The sequence below is a fragment of the Streptomyces sp. DG2A-72 genome (genome assembly GCF_030499575.1).
Lineage (GTDB): Bacteria > Actinomycetota > Actinomycetes > Streptomycetales > Streptomycetaceae > Streptomyces.
On the sequence record NZ_JASTLC010000001.1, the window covers coordinates 1,706,310 to 1,721,244 of the forward strand.

Consider the following 14,935-nt stretch of genomic DNA (forward strand, 5'->3'; position numbering starts at 1 on the left):
CCCTTCAGGGGCGCGGGGAACTGCGCGACAAGCCCCCACTCACCCGCACCCGGCAAAAACACCGCCCCACCCCCCTCAGTGCCCGTTCTGAGCCAACCGCAGCAAATGATCCGCGAGCGCCTGCCCACCCGTAGGATTCCGGCTGATCAGCAGCAACGTGTCGTCACCCGCGATCGTCCCCAGAATGTCGTGCAGCTCGGCCTGGTCGATCGCCGAGGCGAGGAACTGCGCGGCACCGGGCGGGGTACGGAGGACCACGAGGTTCGCCGAAGCCTCCGCGGAGATCAGCAGCTCCGCGGAGAGGCGCCGCATCCGCTCCTCCTTCGCCGACTCCCCCAGCGGAGCGCGCGGGGTACGGAAACCCCCCTCACTCGGCACCGCATAGATCAGGTCGCCGTCGGTGTTGCGGATCTTGACCGCGTTCAGCTCGTCCAGGTCGCGGGAGAGCGTCGCCTGCGTGACGGTCAGCCCGTCATCGGCGAGCAGCTTCGCCAACTGGCTCTGCGACCGCACGGGTTGCCGGTTGAGGATGTCCACGATCCGGCGGTGACGCGCGGTGCGGGTCTGCGGCACGGCAGGCCCGCTCGGCTGCTCGTGATCCTGCGCCTGGCTCATCGTCGTCTCATTCTCCGGAATGTCCGTCCCCTTCGGTCACCGCGTCCAGGACACCGGGCAGCGCCCGGAGGAAGGCGTCCACCGCGTCGTCGCCCAGGTTGAGGGGCGGCATCAGTCGTACGACATCGGGGGCGGGCGCGTTCACCAGGAAACCGGCGTCCTGGGCCGCGTGCTGCACCTGTGGCGCAAGCGGCTCGGTGAGCACGATACCCAGCAGGAGCCCCGCGCCCCGGACATGGGAGATCAACGAGTGGTTCAGTGACTCGATTCCGTGGCGCAAGCTCTCGCTCTGCCGCTTGACGTTCTCCAGCAACCCGTCGTTCGCGATGGTGTCGAGCACGGCGAGTCCGGCCGCGCAGGCGACGGGGTTGCCGCCGAAGGTCGTGCCGTGGTGCCCGGGCCGGAGCAGTTCGGCCGCCCGCCCGAAGGCCACGGTCGCGCCCAGCGGCAGCCCGCCGCCGAGGCCCTTGGCGAGCGTGACGACGTCCGGCAGGACGCCCTCGTGCGCCATGTACTCGAACCAGTGCCCGGTACGCCCGATCCCGGTCTGCACCTCGTCCAGCACCAGCAGGCTGCTCGTGGCGGCGGTGATCGCGCGGGCCGCCTTCAGATAGCCCGTCGGCGGGACCACGACCCCGTTCTCGCCCTGGATCGGCTCGATGATGACGAGGGCCGTCTCCTCGGTGACCGCGGCGGCCAGCGCCTGCGCGTCGCCGTACGGGACGTGGGTGACATCGCCGGGCAGCGGAAGGAAGGGCGCCTGCTTGCCGGGCTGCCCGGTGAGCGCGAGCGCGCCCATGGTGCGGCCGTGGAAGCCGCCGTCGGTGGCGACCATGTGCGACCGCCCGGTCAGCCGCCCGATCTTGAACGCACCCTCGACGGCCTCGGCCCCGGAGTTACAGAAGAAGACCCTGCCGTCCCGCCCGAAGAGCTGCAGCAGCCGTTCGGCGAGCGCGACCGGCGGCTCGGCGACGAACAGGTTCGACACATGCCCCAGCGAGGCGATCTGCCGGCTCACCGCCTCGACGATCGCCGGGTGGGCGTGACCGAGCGCGTTGACCGCGATACCGCCGACGAAGTCGACGTACTCCTTGCCGTCGGCGTCCCAGAGCTTCGCGCCCTCCCCGCGCACGAGCGGCAGTCGCGGAGTGCCGTAGTTGTTCATGAGCGCGCCCTGCCACCGCGTGGTCAGTTCCTGATTGGCGGTCATACGGCATCCCCCTCTTGCTCGTCGGGCACGACCATCGTGCCGATGCCCTCGTCGGTGAAGATCTCCAGCAGGATCGAGTGCTGGACCCGGCCGTCGATGACCCGGGCGGTGGTCACGCCGCCTCGCACCGCGTGCAGACAGCCCTCCATCTTCGGCACCATGCCGGAGGACAACTCCGGCAGCAGCTTCTCCAGTTGGGAAGCGGTGAGGCGGCTGATCACCTCGTCGCTGTTCGGCCAGTCCTCGTAGAGGCCCTCGACGTCCGTGAGGACCATGAGGGTTTCGGCGCCCAGCGCAGCAGCGAGTGCCGCAGCCGCCGTATCAGCATTGACGTTGTAGACATGTCCGTCGTCCTGGGAGCGGGCGATCGAGGAGACGACCGGGATCCGGCCGTCGGCGAGCAGTGCCTCGATCGCGCCCGTGTCGATCTCGGTGATCTCGCCCACCCGCCCGATGTCGACCAACTCGCCGTCGATCTGGGGCTGGTGTTTGATGGCGGTGATGGTGTGCGCGTCCTCGCCGGTCAGGCCGACGGCGAGCGGCCCGTGCTGGTTGAGCAGCCCGACCAGCTCCCGCTGCACCTGCCCGGCCAGCACCATGCGTACGACGTCCATGGCGTCCTCGGTGGTGACCCTGAGGCCCGCCTTGAACTCGCTGACGATGCCGTGCTTGTCGAGGGCGGCGCTGATCTGCGGGCCGCCGCCGTGCACGACGACCGGCTTGAGGCCGGCGTGGTGCAGGAACACGACGTCCTGGGCGAAGGCGGCCTTCAGCTCCTCGTCGACCATCGCGTTGCCCCCGAACTTGATCACGACGGTCTTGCCGTTGTGCCGGACCAGCCAGGGCAGCGCCTCGATGAGGATCTGGGCCTTGGGAAGCGCGGTGTGCTTGCGCGCGGGTGCGTTGCTCATGAGGAGTAGGCGCTGTTCTCGTGGACGTAGTCGGCGGTCAGGTCGTTGGTCCAGATGGTGGCCGTCTCGGCGCCCGCGGCGAGGTCGGCGACGATGTGCACCTCGCGGTAGCGCATGTCGACCTTGTCGCGGTCCTCGCCGACGCCGCCGTTCTTGCACACCCAGACGCCGTTGATGGCGACGTTCAGCCGGTCGGGCTCGAAGGCCGCGGACGTCGTTCCGATGGCGGACAGCACCCGCCCCCAGTTGGGGTCCTCGCCGTGGATCGCGCACTTGAGGAGGTTGTTGCGGGCGATGGAGCGGCCCACCTCGACGGCGTCGTCCTCGGTCGCGGCGTTGATCACCTCGACCTTGATGTCCTTGCTGGCGCCCTCGGCGTCCCGGATGAGCTGCTGGCCGAGGTCGTCGCAGACGGTCCGTACGGCCTCGGCGAACTCCTCGTACGCCGGGGTGATCCCCGAGGCGCCGGACGCGAGCAGCAGCACGGTGTCGTTGGTGGACATGCAGCCGTCGGAGTCGACGCGGTCGAAGGTCGTACGCGTCGCGGCGCGCAGTGCCTTGTCCAGGACGTCGGCGCGGAGGTCGGCGTCGGTGGTGAGGACGACGAGCATGGTGGCCAGGCCGGGGGCGAGCATGCCCGCGCCCTTGGCCATGCCGCCGACGGTCCAGCCGTCCTTGGTCACGACGGACGTCTTGTGGACGGTGTCGGTGGTCTTGATGGCGATGGCGGCCTTCTCGCCGCCGTGCTCGCTCAGCGCCTCGGCGGCGGTCTCGACGCCGGGCAGCAGCGTGTCCATGGGGAGCAGGATCCCGATGAGTCCGGTGGAGGCGACCGCGACCTCGGCGGCGTTCAGCCCCAGCGTGTCGGCGACCTTCTCGGCGGTCGCGTGCGTGTCCTGGAAGCCCTTCGGCCCCGTACAGGCGTTGGCGCCACCGGAGTTGAGGACGATCGCGGAGACCTGCCCGCCCTTCAGCACCTGCTCGGACCACAGCACCGGCGCGGCCTTGACGCGGTTGGAGGTGAAGACGCCCGCGGCGGCGAGGCGGGGCCCGTTGTTGACCACGAGGGCCACGTCCGGGTTGCCGTTCTCCTTGATCCCGGCGGCGATGCCCGCCGCCGTGAATCCCTTTGCTGCCGTGACACTCACGGTGCGACTCCGATCGTGGAAAGCCCGGTGGTCTCGTCGAGCCCGAGGGCGAGGTTCATGCTCTGGACGGCACCGCCCGCGGTGCCCTTGGTCAGGTTGTCGATCGCGCTGATCGCGATGATGCGGCCCACGGCCTCGTCGAATGCGACCTGCACCTGAACGGCGTTGGAACCGTGGACGGACGCCGTGGCGGGCCACTGTCCCGCGGGCAGCAGATGGACGAAGGGCTCGTCGGCGAATGCCTTCTCGTAGGCGGCGCGCAGGGACTCGCCGGTGACGCCGGGCTTCGCCTGCGCACTACACGTGGCGAGGATCCCGCGCGGCATGGGCGCAAGCGTCGGCGTGAACGAGACGGCGACCGGTTCACCGGCGGCGGCGCTGAGGTTCTGGATCATCTCGGGGGTGTGCCGGTGGCCGCCGCCCACGCCGTACGGCGACATGGACCCCATGACCTCGCTGCCCAGCAGATGCGGCTTGGGCGTCTTGCCCGCGCCGGAGGTGCCGGACGCGGCGACGATCACGGCCTCGGTCCCGGCGAGGCCGGCCGTGTACGCCGGGAAGAGTGCCAGCGAGACGGCGGTCGGGTAGCAACCGGGCACCGCGATGCGCTTGGACCCCTCCAGCACAGCGCGGGCGCCCGGCAGTTCGGGGAGGCCGTACGGCCAGGTCCCGGCGTGCGCGGAACCGTAGAACTTCTCCCAGTCCCCCGGGTCCCGCAGCCGGAAGTCTGCCCCCATGTCGACCACCAGCACATCCGGTCCGAGTTGCTCGGCGACGGCCGCGGACTGTCCGTGCGGCAACGCGAGAAAGACGACATCGTGCCCGGCGAGGACGTCCGCCGTCGTCTCCTGGAGCACCCGGTCGGCCAGCGGCAGCAGGTGCGGCTGGAGCGCGCCGAGCCGCTGACCGGCGTTGGAGTTCCCGGTCAGGGCGCCGATCTCGACCTCGGGGTGCACCAGCAGCAGACGCAGCAGCTCACCGCCCGCGTACCCACTCGCTCCGGCCACTGCCGCACGTACCGCCATGACAACCTCCTCCTGGAGAGCATGACTATACGTTTCGCTGCACGTTTATGCAATCCCGCCGAATTCGGTTGTCCGTCTGTTGATCAGCGGGATAGGGTCCCCCGGCATCCACAGGGGGATCACAGTAAGCGGGGGACATGGCAGACAATATCGGCGCGCCCACGAAGGACCCGAGCCCTGTGGGGCAGGCCGTGGCGGCCATAGTGCTGGTGGGGGCACTCGCCGCCGGTTTCTGGACGATGGCGAAGACCTCGGCCGCACAGGACAGCTCCCCACCGGCTCCCACATGCTCGGACGACAAGCCCGAGACGCCCCCCGCCTCCGGTCAGGTCTCCGGGCAGCAGCTGTGCGAGGCCCTGCACCGTCCCGACCTCGCCAGGCTGCTCGGCACGCCCGGGGAGACCGCGACCACCGTGTCCGGCAGCGACAGTTCCGTCGGGGAGTCCGACGGCGAGCAGGTCGCCACTCCCTCGGCGAGGGTCGAGTTCGCGACCTACACCGTGGAACTGACGGCCACCTACGACGACCTTCCGGTGACCGGATCCGCCCAGCTGCTGGGCCGTGACGCGCGTGACCGGAAGGTCCTGGGCCGCCCGGCGACCTTCTACTCGTCCCAGACCATCGCCCTCGACTTCCGGCTCGACGGAGGCGACTCCTCCAGCGCTCCCGGTGTCCCCGCCCGCGCCCTCACCGTGGCCCAGGACGCCAAGGACAGCGGCGGCTCCTTCGACCTGGCCATGTGGCGCGCGGACGGCAGGGTGCCGAACGACGAGGTACTGCTCGACGTCGCCGAGAAGGTGCTGCCGGCGATCCCGGGCTGGACAGCCGGCAAGTGACGCGCTCGCGCCGGGTCGGTCGCCGATCATCCGGTACCCCCGCCCACCCGACCGGCCGACGCGCTCGCGCCGGCGGCGGGGACAGCGACATCGCGGCCGCATCCTGATTCCGGTTGCAGCGCGCGGGTGCGAGGTCTCAGGCGAGCTCGAGCACGGCGCGAGGCCAGCACGGATCCTGGTGGCCCGAGCGAGTGCGGAACGTGCGCGTCGGCGCGGACCACAACAGGCGGCGCGGGCCACCGAAAAAAGTTCGCGGCCGACATCGCCGGGGTGCAACCGAGTTACCCGGGCGACTCCTTGCCACGCTTCGCCGCGTACGCCCGCGCCGCCCGCACCCGGTTGCCGCACTTCGTGGTGCACCAGCGCCGGGCTCCGTGCGAGCGCAGGAACCAGCGGGCGCAGCCCTGTGCGGCGCACTCGGTCAGCTGCTCGGCCTCGGAGCCGGTGAGCAGGTCGGTGGCGTCCTCGGCGAGCAGGGAGAGCGCGGCGGCGGCCGGGTTGCCGGCGTCGGGTTCGTCGGCGCGGTGCGGGCCGTCGGACGTCCAGGCGAGCCGGGGGGTGGACGGGGCCGCCGCGAGCGCGGAGTTGACCGTGGCCAGATCGTCGACGGCGGGCCGCTCGTGGGCGTCGTACGCCTCGAAGAGCGCCCGCACCGCCTCCCGCAGCCCCAGGAGCCGCCCGAACTGCCTGCCGCTCAGGGCCACCCGGTCCGGCAGCAGCTCATGGCGTACGAGCCACAGGTGCGCGGACTCGGTGTCGTCGAGCAGGTCGATGTCGCCGTGGCTGAGGGTGAAGCGCGTGTTGACCAGGGCCAGCGAGGTGTAGCGCTCCTCTCCGGGGACGAGGAGCTGGTGCAGGTAGACAGGGGCGTCGTGATCCACGGATCTCATGCTAATGGTTGCGGTTCTCCGTGAGAATGCCTAGCGTGCCTCACGGTGAACCATCACAGAAACCGTGAGAGGTGAGTGGCCGTGGGCTTCGACGTGGACGCGCTGCGCAAGGACTTCCCCATCCTGGGCCGGACGATGGACAGCGGCGCGCGTCTCGTCTACCTGGACTCCGGCGCCACCACCCAGAAACCGCTCCAGGTCCTGGACGCGGAGCGGGAGTTCTACCTCACGCACAACGCGGCCGTGCACCGCGGCGCGCATCAGCTCGCCGGGGAGGCGACGGAGGCGTACGAGAGCGCGCGCCGCACGATCGCGGGGTTCGTCGGGGCGGCCGAGGACGAGGTCGTGTTCACCAAGAACACGACGGAGGGCATCAACCTGGTCGCGTACGCGCTGGGCAACGCGGGCCGTGTCGGTCCCGGTGACCGGATCGTCGTCACGGAGATGGAGCACCACGCCAATCTCGTCCCCTGGCAGCAGCTCGCCGAGCGCACCGGCGCCACGCTGGACTGGTTCGGGCTGACCGACGAGGGCCGACTCGACCTCGCCCGGATCGACGAGCTGATCGACGAGCGGACGAAGGTCGTCGCCGTCAGCCATCAGTCCAATGTCCTGGGCACGGTCAACCCGGTGCGCGAACTCGCCGACCGCGCCCACGAGTTCGGCGCTCTGGTGGTGGTCGACGGCGCCCAGTCCGTCCCGCACCGACCGGTGGACGTGACCGGCCTGGGCGTGGACTTCCTCGCCTTCTCCGGGCACAAGATGCTCGGCCCGAACGGCATCGGCGTCCTGTGGGGCCGACGCGAACTCCTCGCGGATCTCCCGCCGTTCCTCACCGGCGGCTCGATGATCGAGATCGTCGAGATGGACCACAGCACCTTCCTGCCGCCGCCCCAGCGCTTCGAGGCGGGCGTCCCGATGACGTCCCAGGCGGTGGGCCTTGCGGCGGCCGTGGCCTACCTGGAGTCACTGGGCATGGCCGAGGTGGCGGCGTACGAGGATGAACTGACCGCCCGCGCCCTGCAGTTGCTCGGCGAGATTCCCGGCGTCCGCATCGTCGGCCCCCGCGACCTCGCCGACCGCGGCTCGGCCGTCTCCTTCACTGTCGACGGCATCCACCCGCACGACGTCGGCCAGATCCTGGACGAGCGCGGTGTCGCGGTCCGCGTGGGCCACCACTGCGCCCGTCCGATCGTCAAGCGGTACGGCATCCCGGCGACGACCCGGGCGACCTTCTACGTCTACAACACACCGGCCGAGGTCGACGCGCTGGTGGAAGGCGTGCGGGCGGCCCAGGCGTACTTCGGCGTCGCCTGAGCCGCCCGGAACGTCACCTCTGCTTGATCCGCAGGAAGGTGACCGAGTTCGCCGGGAAGGTGTACGTGAACTTCTTGGCAACCCCCTGGAAGGTGGACGTCGCCGGAGTCACCGGCGTGTCCGTCTCGGTGTTCACCTCGTCCGGGTCGGCGGCCAGGGTGGTCACCCGGGCCTTGGAGGCGACCTTGGCAGTGCCGAGGTCGATCGCCGTACGGGCCTGAGCGGACTGGGCGTTGACGACCTTGACGATCAGGTCACCGGTCTTCGCGTCCTTGGTGACGACCTGGCGGAACGGCTCGGCCGGCTTGTCGTCGGCGAAGCTGCCCCACTCCTGTCCGTCCAGGTAGAGGGTCACCTGACGGCCCCGCACCTTGATGTCGATGTCGTAGGCACGGCCCGTCTCGACCGACCCGGCCTTGGACATCAACGTCGACTTGCCGCCGTCCACGACCTGTTCGATCGCGGACTGGGTGTTGTTCCAGCCGCCCAGGTTCCACCAGTAGTAGTTGCCGGTGTCCTTGACCCCGAAGGCGACGAGGAAGCCCTCCTTGCCGGACTTCTTGGTGGCCTTCACATGCAGGTCGTAGTTCTTCCAGGCCGGGTCGCCGGCTGTGACCAGGGTGTTCTCGACGGCGGCATCCGTCTGGACGTACTGCCCGTCCTGGATGCTCCAGCTGCCGGTGCCGCCCGGCGTCCACTTCGACGCGTCACCGGAGAAGTCGTCGCCGAACAGCGTCGAACCGTCCTCGCCGGTGACCTTGACATCGTCGTACGCCGCACTGGTCGCCCAGGTCGACAGGCCGACGGCGCCGGTGATCGGGGCGCTGACGTTCGGGGTGTCGGTCGCGGTGGACGGGACGACACGATCGCCGACGTTGGTCATGAACAGCTTCTGGACCTCGTAGTTGGCCGAGTTCCAGGAGGCGTGGTTGTTGAACCAGATCAGGTCCGGGCGCCACTGCACATAGTCCTCGTTGGCGAGCAGCGGGGCGTAGGAGGCGAGCTTGACGATGTCGGCGTTGCGCTCCAGGCCGGTCATGTACGCGGCTTCGGACAGCGCGTTCTTGAAGGCGTTGCCCTGGGAGGCGTACTCGCCGAGGAAGACCTTCGGGCCGCTGCGGTCATAGCTGTCGTAGCGCTCGTTGTTCTGCAGGAACCACTGCGGGCTGTTGTAGTAGTGCTCGTCGACCATGTCGACGTCGCCCTCGCGGTTGAGCTTCCAGGCGGTGTCGAAGGTCGCGCCGGCGTCGTCCGGGCCGGAGTTGGAGATGACCGTGATGTCCGGGTACTTGGCCTCGATCGCGGCGCGGAACTTCTGGAAGCGGGCGAAGAACTCGTTGGGCAGGTTCTCCTCGTTGCCGACGGCGAGATGCGTGAGGTGGAAGGGCTTGGGGTGGCCCATCTCCGCACGCTTCTTGCCCCACTTGCTCGTCACGGGGCCGTTGGCGAACTCGATGAGGTCCAGGGTGTCCTGGATGTGCCGCTGGAGCAGCGCCTCGTCGTCGGTGGCCCGGTTCTGGCCGCAGCCGGTGACGAGGGCCGGTACGACGGGCAGCGGCATCGCGCCGATGTCCTCGGAGAAGCGGAAGTACTCGTAGTAGCCGAGACCGTAACTCTGGTTGTACCCCCAGAAGTTGGAGTTCGTGGCGCGCTGCTCGACCGGGCCGATGGTGTCCTTCCACTGGTACGAGCGCTTGCGCTGCCAGCCGGAGGCCTCGCTGTAGTCCTGCATGGAGCCGGTGTTGACCAGGCAGCCACCCGGGAAGCGGACGAAGCCGGGGTCCAGGGCCTCGATCTTCTCGGCGAGATCCTTGCGCAGGCCGTTCGGCTGATGCTTGTAGGTGTCGCGCGGGAAGAGGGAGACCTCGTCGAGCGAGGCGGCGCCCGACGAGGCGACGGTGAGGCGGCCGCGGTTGCTGGTGCGGGTCGCGGTGAAGGTGGCCGTGTACTTCGTCCAGCCGCCCTTCGCGGCGACCTGGCGGGTGGTCGCCAGCGTGCCCGGCGCGTCCTTCAGGGTGACGCTGAGCGTGGTGCCGCTCTGGGCGCGGGCCCACACCGAGAAGTCGTACCTCTTGCCCTGCTCGACGCGGATGCCGGTGTTGTATCCGGCGTTCGTGACCGATGAACCGGCGGCCAGGGAGAGGTAGTTGCGGTTGCGCTCGTTGAGACGCCCGGCGTCGTTCACGACCTCGGCCGTCCCGGCGACCGCCCAGGAGGTCAGCGGCGTGTACGAGCTGTTGTCGGCTGTGGAGTACTCGAAGGACCGGTTCTGCACCAGCTCGGCGTACAGTCCGCCGTCGGCGGCCCGGTTGATGTCCTCGAAGAAGACGCCGTACATCGTGTCGTCGATCTTCGCGCCCTGGGAGGCGGGGTCGACGGTGATCGCGTAGTCGGTGACGTCCTCGGCGTGCGCCGGGGCGGGCAGGGCGACGGCCGCCATCAGGAGGGCGGTGGCGGTGACGCCTTGTCTCCAGCGGGTGGTGCGTGACATGGATACTCCGCGGCTCTAGCTGTTCGAAATATCGGACTATGGTCAGCACTTCGAACGGCAAGATAGGTAGGGGACCCAGGCGCGTCAATGGGTCGCGCAGCAGCACATGTGACGGAAAGCGGTACGGAATGGGCGAGTTCTGGCCAGTGCCGGATGTGCTGGCGTATCTGGCCGGGCAGTGGCGGGTGGAGCGGTCGGTGCGGGATCTCGCCGGCGACGAGCGGGGGGAGTTCCGCGGGACGACCGCGTTCAGCCCGCTCGAAGGCGGCGGACTGCTGCACCAGGAGTCCGGCATCTTCGTCTGGCAAGGCGTTCCCCGGCCCGCCGAACGGACCCTGCGTTTCCTGCCGTCCCGGGAGCCGGGTGCGGCGGAGGTACGGTTCGCGGACGGCCGCCCGTTCCACGACCTGGACCTGACGTCCGGACGGCACACGGCCGACCATCCGTGCTCGGCCGACCTCTACCGGGGCGAGTTCACCGTCACCGACGCGGACCACTGGCGGACGGTGTGGCGGGTGCGCGGCCCGGCGAAGGACCTGGTCCTCACGACCGACTACGCGCGCGTGGGCTGAGCCGAGGCCCCCTCGAAGCGCAGATTCCAGCGCCCCGCCCGGCCCGTGACCGTGGTCGTCGACAAGGGGCGGACGTCGATGTTCCAGTACGTCGACGGCGACGCCTTCAGCGCGTACACCAACGCCGCGCGGATCACCGAAGGCTCGGCCACGGCCACGATCCGGCCTCCGTCGTCGACCGGCCGGGTGTCGAGCCAGCCGCCGACACGGGTGATGAAGGCGAGCAGCGACTCACCGCCGTGCGGCGTGCCGCGCGGGTCGGCCAGCCAGGCGTCCACCGCCTCCGGCTCACGCGCCATCGCCTCCCCCAGCGTGAGCCCGCGCCAGCGGCCCATGTCGCAGTCGCGCAGCGCGAGTTGCACCAGCGGTGCATAGCCGAGGGCGTCACCGGTGGCACGGCTGCGCGGCGTCGGCGAGCAGTAGCGCAGCTCGGCCGCCGCCAGCGGAATGAGATCCTGCGCGGCCCGCTGCACCTCGTCCCAGCCCGCCTGATCCAGCGGCCGGTCGTCCTCGAACCGCTCCGCCAGCAGCGGCGAGCTGCGCGCGGCGGCGACGAACGTGACCCGAAGTTGCATACGGGGATCGTGAGTCGTGGAAAGTGTGCAGGTCAAGGGGGATTACTCGGGAGTTACCCAGGGTGCGCGAGACCTTACCTCACGGTCAGGACCGATGGGGCAATTCACTCGAAAAACGCGACTGGCTTCCTACGGCTTCTCCCAGACCGAGACATGCCGCTCGCTCTCCCCCGTGAACGGCTCACGGGACCACCCCTGCCAGCGGTCCCGTAGCCGCAGCCCGGCGAGGCGGGCCATCAGGTCCAGCTCGGAAGGCCAGACATAGCGGAACGGGAGGGACCAGTGCTCGGCGCGGCCGTCGACGATGGTGACGTAGTTCGAACTCATCGCCTGGGTGGCGACGTCGTAGGTGTCGAAGGCCCATCGGGTGGGGCTGATGGTGAACGGTACGGCGGTCTGACCCGGCGGCAGCAGGCGCAGCTGCGGTACGCCGACCTCGACGACGAAACAGCCGCCGGGTGCCAGATGCCCGGCGGCGTTGCGGAAGCAGTCCACCTGGGCGTCCTGCGTCGTCAGGTTGTTGATCGTGTTGAAGACGAGGTAGGCGACCGTGAACTCGCCCGCCACCTGTGTCGTCGAGAAGTCGCCGATGGTCACGGCGACCTCGTCGCCGCCGGGCTTGTCGCGCAGCCGGTCCGCCATCGCCCGCGACAGCTCGATTCCGCGCACCGGCACCCCGCGCGCGGCGAGCGGCAGCGCGATCCGGCCGGTGCCGACGCCGAATTCCAGGGCCGCGCCGTCGCCGGCGAGTTCGGCCAGCAGGTCGACCGCCGGATTCACGACCTCCGGGCGGAACATGTCCGCCGCCGACCGGTCGTACCCGGCCGCGACGCTCTCTCCGAAGTACCCATCCTTGTCGTCCACGCCGGGACCGTACCGCTCACGGCCGCGCGGACGCCTGCCATTTTCGCCCGGTCACCTCGTCGAATGCCGTACGCAGCCGCCGTACCCCTTCCGTGATCTCGCCCGTCCCCGCCACGGCCGCGAAGCTCAACCGCACATGTCCGGCCGGGGGTTCGGCGCTGAAGTAGGGGCGGCCGGGGGTGAGCGCGACTCCCGCGCGCAGGGCGGCGGCGGTGAGAAGGGCCTCGTCGGTGCCGTCGGGCAGGCGCAGCCACAGGTGGTAGCCGCCGGACGGGATGTGCGGCAGGGCGAGTTCGGGGAGGCCGGCGCGGAGCGCGGCCGTCATTGTGTCGCGGCGTGTCTTCAACTCCGCGGAGAGCGACCGGAGATGGCGTGGCCAGGCGGGCGAGCCGGCGAGTTCGAGCGCGGCTTCCTGGAGGGGGCGCGGCACGAAGAAGGTGTCGACGATCTGAATGGCGCGCAGGCGTTCCAGCGCCGGGCCGCGTGCGGCGATCGCGCTCACCCGGAAGCTGGGCGAGGTGGCCTTGGTGAGCGAGCTGACGTGGACGACGACTCCGTCGGGGTCGTCGGCGACCAGCGGACGCGGCAGCGGGCCCGCGTCCTCGTGCACCAGCCGTCGTACGAAGTCGTCCTCGATCACGAACGCGCCCGCCTCCCGTGCGATGGCGACCACCTCCGCGCGGCGGTCCGCGGCGAGCACCGCCCCGGTCGGGTTCTGGAACAGCGGCTGGCAGACGAAGAGCCGGGCCCCGGTCGCCCGGAACGCGTCGGCGAGCAGGGCGGGGCGCACGCCGTCCGGGTCGACCGGCACCGGAACCGGCCGCAGCCCGGCCGCGCGGGCGATGGCCAGCATGCCCGGGTAGGTCGGCGACTCGACCAGGACGGGTGCGCCGGGCGGCGCCAGCGCGCGGAACGCGGTGGTCAGCGCCGCCTGGCCGCCCCCGCCGACCAGCATCTCGGCGGCGGTGACGGTGCCGCCGATCTCACGCGCGAACCACTCACGCAGCTCCGGCAGTCCGTCCATCGGCGGCCGGCCCCACGCTCCGGGCCGGCGTCCCGCACGGGCCAGCGCGGCGGTCAGCGCACGCTCGGGCTGGAGGGTGGGGTGCAGATAGCCGCCGGTGAACTCGATCACTCCGGGCGGCGGAGCGGCGAGCGAGACCACGACTCCGGACGCGTCCACCGAGCGCGGTACGACGTCGGAGGCGCCGTCCGCGCTGAGCGCGACCTCCTGCCAGGAGGTGTCCCCGGCGGGCGCGGCGGTCGTCCGGGGCCTGGCACGGAAGGCACCGGCGCCGGGGCGGGTCACCACCAGGCCCTCGGCGGCCAGCTGCGCCAGGGCGCGCGAGACGGTCACCGGGCTGACCCGGTACCGCTCGACGAGTGCCCGGCTAGACGGGAGCTTTCCACCTGGTGAGTAGCGGTCGAGTTCCTGTCGCAGCTGTCTCACCAGTTCACCGACGCTGCTACGCTTGTGCATGAGAACACAGAGTAGCGCTATCGCTCCGACCGGGATAGCGGTCAGCGGTCGGCCCGGTACCTCGATCGGCACTCTTCAGGCCGCCCTGGGAGTCGTCGCCTTCTCCCTCACCTTCCCCGCGACCGCATGGGGCCTGGAGGGGTTCGGGCCGTGGTCCCTGGTGGCCGTGCGCAGCGTGCTCGCGGCGCTGATCGCGGGCGGCTGTCTGCTGGTACTGCGGGTGCCGCCGCCCGGACGAGCGCACTGGCCGGGACTGGCCGTGGTCGCCGCCGGGGTCGTCGTCGGCTTCCCGCTGCTGACGACCCTCGCTCTGCGGACCTCGACCACCGCGCACGCCGCCGTCGTGGTCGGCCTGCTCCCGCTGACCACCGCGCTCTGCTCCGCCCTGCGGGTCGGCACCCGCCCCTCGCGCACCTTCTGGACGGCCGCGCTCGTGGGCGCCGCCGCGGTGGTCGTCTTCACCGTGCAGCAGAGCGGCGGGGCGCTGACCATCGCCGACCTGTATCTCTTCGGGGCGCTGCTGGTGTGCGCGGCCGGCTACACCGAGGGCGGCCGACTGGCCCGCACCATGCCGGGCTGGCAGGTCGTCGGCTGGGCGCTGGTGCTGTGTCTGCCGATCGGTGTGCCCGCCGCCGCGCTCGCCCTGTCGTACGAGCCGGTGCGGCTGACCGCGCACAGCGTGACCGGACTGCTGTGGGTCGCGGCGGGCTCGCAGTTCCTCGGCCTGGTCGTCTGGTACCGCGACATGGCGGCGATCGGCATCCCGAAGGCCAGCCAGTTGCAGTTGGCCCAGCCGCTGCTCACACTGGTGTGGTCGGTGCTGCTGCTGGGCGAGCACCTGACAGTGGCCGCCCCGCTCACGGCGGCGGCGGTGCTCGTGTGTATCGCCGTCACACAGAGGGCACGCGGCTGAGTAGGCCGTACGGCCCCGTCCCAACCGGCGCCCCGCGCCGTAAACTCAAGGCCGAAGGACCGTTGCTCCCGCACGAGGTGAGGAGGCC

14 protein-coding genes are annotated in these 14,935 nt (G+C 70.6%); 4 read left to right on the plus strand and 10 right to left on the minus strand.

What is annotated here, in order from left to right; genetic code table 11:
• Positions 1 to 75 precede the first annotated feature (75 nt).
• From QQY66_RS08280 to argC, 5 genes are read right to left on the minus strand one after another with little or no spacing between them, the layout of a single operon-like run.
• Positions 76 to 615, minus strand: coding sequence for an arginine repressor (locus tag QQY66_RS08280; RefSeq protein WP_301978435.1), 540 nt, complete (start codon positions 613 to 615; stop codon positions 76 to 78).
• A gap of 7 nt (positions 616 to 622) precedes the next feature.
• Positions 623 to 1,825 carry an acetylornithine transaminase gene (locus tag QQY66_RS08285; RefSeq protein ID WP_301978437.1) on the minus strand — a complete coding sequence of 401 codons (1,203 nt, stop codon included), beginning with the start codon at positions 1,823 to 1,825 and terminating at the stop codon, positions 623 to 625.
• Entirely contained in the window at positions 1,822 to 2,736 is a 915-nt protein-coding gene (argB, locus tag QQY66_RS08290; RefSeq protein WP_301978438.1) for an acetylglutamate kinase, read from the minus strand. The genes QQY66_RS08285 and argB overlap by 4 nt, the downstream gene beginning before the upstream one ends.
• Positions 2,733 to 3,884, minus strand: a complete 1,152-nt coding sequence (gene argJ, locus QQY66_RS08295) for a bifunctional glutamate N-acetyltransferase/amino-acid acetyltransferase ArgJ (RefSeq protein ID WP_301978439.1) — start codon at positions 3,882 to 3,884, stop codon at positions 2,733 to 2,735. The genes argB and argJ overlap by 4 nt, the downstream gene beginning before the upstream one ends.
• The gene (gene argC / locus QQY66_RS08300; RefSeq protein WP_301978440.1) at positions 3,881 to 4,909 is read right to left on the minus strand and encodes an N-acetyl-gamma-glutamyl-phosphate reductase; all 1,029 of its coding nucleotides are present in this window, start codon (positions 4,907 to 4,909) and stop codon (positions 3,881 to 3,883) included. The genes argJ and argC overlap by 4 nt, the downstream gene beginning before the upstream one ends.
• A gap of 137 nt (positions 4,910 to 5,046) precedes the next feature.
• Between argC and QQY66_RS08305 the strand changes: the two genes are divergently transcribed.
• A complete protein-coding gene (locus QQY66_RS08305) occupies positions 5,047 to 5,745 on the plus strand; it encodes a DUF6215 domain-containing protein (protein ID WP_301978441.1) in 699 nt (232 codons plus the stop codon).
• 281 nt (positions 5,746 to 6,026) lie between these two features.
• Here the strand turns inward: QQY66_RS08305 and QQY66_RS08310 are convergent, their stop codons facing one another.
• Positions 6,027 to 6,635, minus strand: a complete 609-nt coding sequence (locus QQY66_RS08310; RefSeq protein WP_301978442.1) for an ABATE domain-containing protein — start codon at positions 6,633 to 6,635, stop codon at positions 6,027 to 6,029.
• 81 nt (positions 6,636 to 6,716) lie between these two features.
• On the opposite strand from QQY66_RS08310, the gene QQY66_RS08315 reads away from it, so the two are divergent.
• A complete protein-coding gene (locus QQY66_RS08315) occupies positions 6,717 to 7,952 on the plus strand; it encodes a cysteine desulfurase (protein WP_301978443.1) in 1,236 nt (411 codons plus the stop codon).
• Positions 7,953 to 7,965: 13 nt separating this feature from the next.
• Here the strand turns inward: QQY66_RS08315 and QQY66_RS08320 are convergent, their stop codons facing one another.
• On the minus strand, positions 7,966 to 10,443 hold the full coding sequence (locus QQY66_RS08320) for an alpha-L-arabinofuranosidase C-terminal domain-containing protein (RefSeq protein WP_301978444.1): 2,478 nt from the start codon (positions 10,441 to 10,443) through the stop codon (positions 7,966 to 7,968).
• 128 nt (positions 10,444 to 10,571) lie between these two features.
• On the opposite strand from QQY66_RS08320, the gene QQY66_RS08325 reads away from it, so the two are divergent.
• Positions 10,572 to 11,015, plus strand: coding sequence for a DUF6314 family protein (locus QQY66_RS08325; RefSeq protein WP_301978445.1), 444 nt, complete (start codon positions 10,572 to 10,574; stop codon positions 11,013 to 11,015).
• Here the strand turns inward: QQY66_RS08325 and QQY66_RS08330 are convergent.
• The 3 genes from QQY66_RS08330 to QQY66_RS08340 form a co-directional block, all read right to left on the minus strand.
• A complete protein-coding gene (locus QQY66_RS08330) occupies positions 10,997 to 11,590 on the minus strand; it encodes a histidine phosphatase family protein (RefSeq protein WP_301978446.1) in 594 nt (197 codons plus the stop codon). The two genes, QQY66_RS08325 and QQY66_RS08330, sit on opposite strands and share 19 nt — an antisense overlap.
• A gap of 129 nt (positions 11,591 to 11,719) precedes the next feature.
• Entirely contained in the window at positions 11,720 to 12,454 is a 735-nt protein-coding gene (locus QQY66_RS08335; RefSeq protein WP_301978447.1) for a class I SAM-dependent methyltransferase, read from the minus strand.
• A gap of 16 nt (positions 12,455 to 12,470) precedes the next feature.
• Positions 12,471 to 13,934, minus strand: a complete 1,464-nt coding sequence (locus QQY66_RS08340; protein WP_301978448.1) for a PLP-dependent aminotransferase family protein — start codon at positions 13,932 to 13,934, stop codon at positions 12,471 to 12,473.
• On the opposite strand from QQY66_RS08340, the gene QQY66_RS08345 reads away from it, so the two are divergent.
• Positions 13,933 to 14,847 (plus strand): DMT family transporter, encoded by a 915-nt coding sequence (locus QQY66_RS08345; protein WP_301978449.1) that lies wholly within the window; start codon positions 13,933 to 13,935, stop codon positions 14,845 to 14,847. The genes QQY66_RS08340 and QQY66_RS08345 overlap by 2 nt on opposite strands.
• The last annotated feature ends 88 nt before the right edge of the window (positions 14,848 to 14,935 follow it).

Coding starts and splice junctions, on each gene's coding strand:
- QQY66_RS08305 (WP_301978441.1), top strand. CDS start 5,047: ATGGCAGACAATATCGGCGCGCCCACGAAGGACCCGAGCCCTGTGGGG.
- QQY66_RS08325 (WP_301978445.1), top strand. CDS start 10,572: ATGGGCGAGTTCTGGCCAGTGCCGGATGTGCTGGCGTATCTGGCCGGG.
- QQY66_RS08285 (WP_301978437.1), bottom strand. CDS start 1,825: ATGACCGCCAATCAGGAACTGACCACGCGGTGGCAGGGCGCGCTCATG.
- QQY66_RS08345 (WP_301978449.1), top strand. CDS start 13,933: ATGAGAACACAGAGTAGCGCTATCGCTCCGACCGGGATAGCGGTCAGC.
- argB (WP_301978438.1), bottom strand. CDS start 2,736: ATGAGCAACGCACCCGCGCGCAAGCACACCGCGCTTCCCAAGGCCCAG.
- QQY66_RS08280 (WP_301978435.1), bottom strand. CDS start 615: ATGAGCCAGGCGCAGGATCACGAGCAGCCGAGCGGGCCTGCCGTGCCG.
- argC (WP_301978440.1), bottom strand. CDS start 4,909: ATGGCGGTACGTGCGGCAGTGGCCGGAGCGAGTGGGTACGCGGGCGGT.
- QQY66_RS08330 (WP_301978446.1), bottom strand. CDS start 11,590: ATGCAACTTCGGGTCACGTTCGTCGCCGCCGCGCGCAGCTCGCCGCTG.
- QQY66_RS08310 (WP_301978442.1), bottom strand. CDS start 6,635: ATGAGATCCGTGGATCACGACGCCCCTGTCTACCTGCACCAGCTCCTC.
- QQY66_RS08320 (WP_301978444.1), bottom strand. CDS start 10,443: ATGTCACGCACCACCCGCTGGAGACAAGGCGTCACCGCCACCGCCCTC.
- QQY66_RS08340 (WP_301978448.1), bottom strand. CDS start 13,934: ATGCACAAGCGTAGCAGCGTCGGTGAACTGGTGAGACAGCTGCGACAG.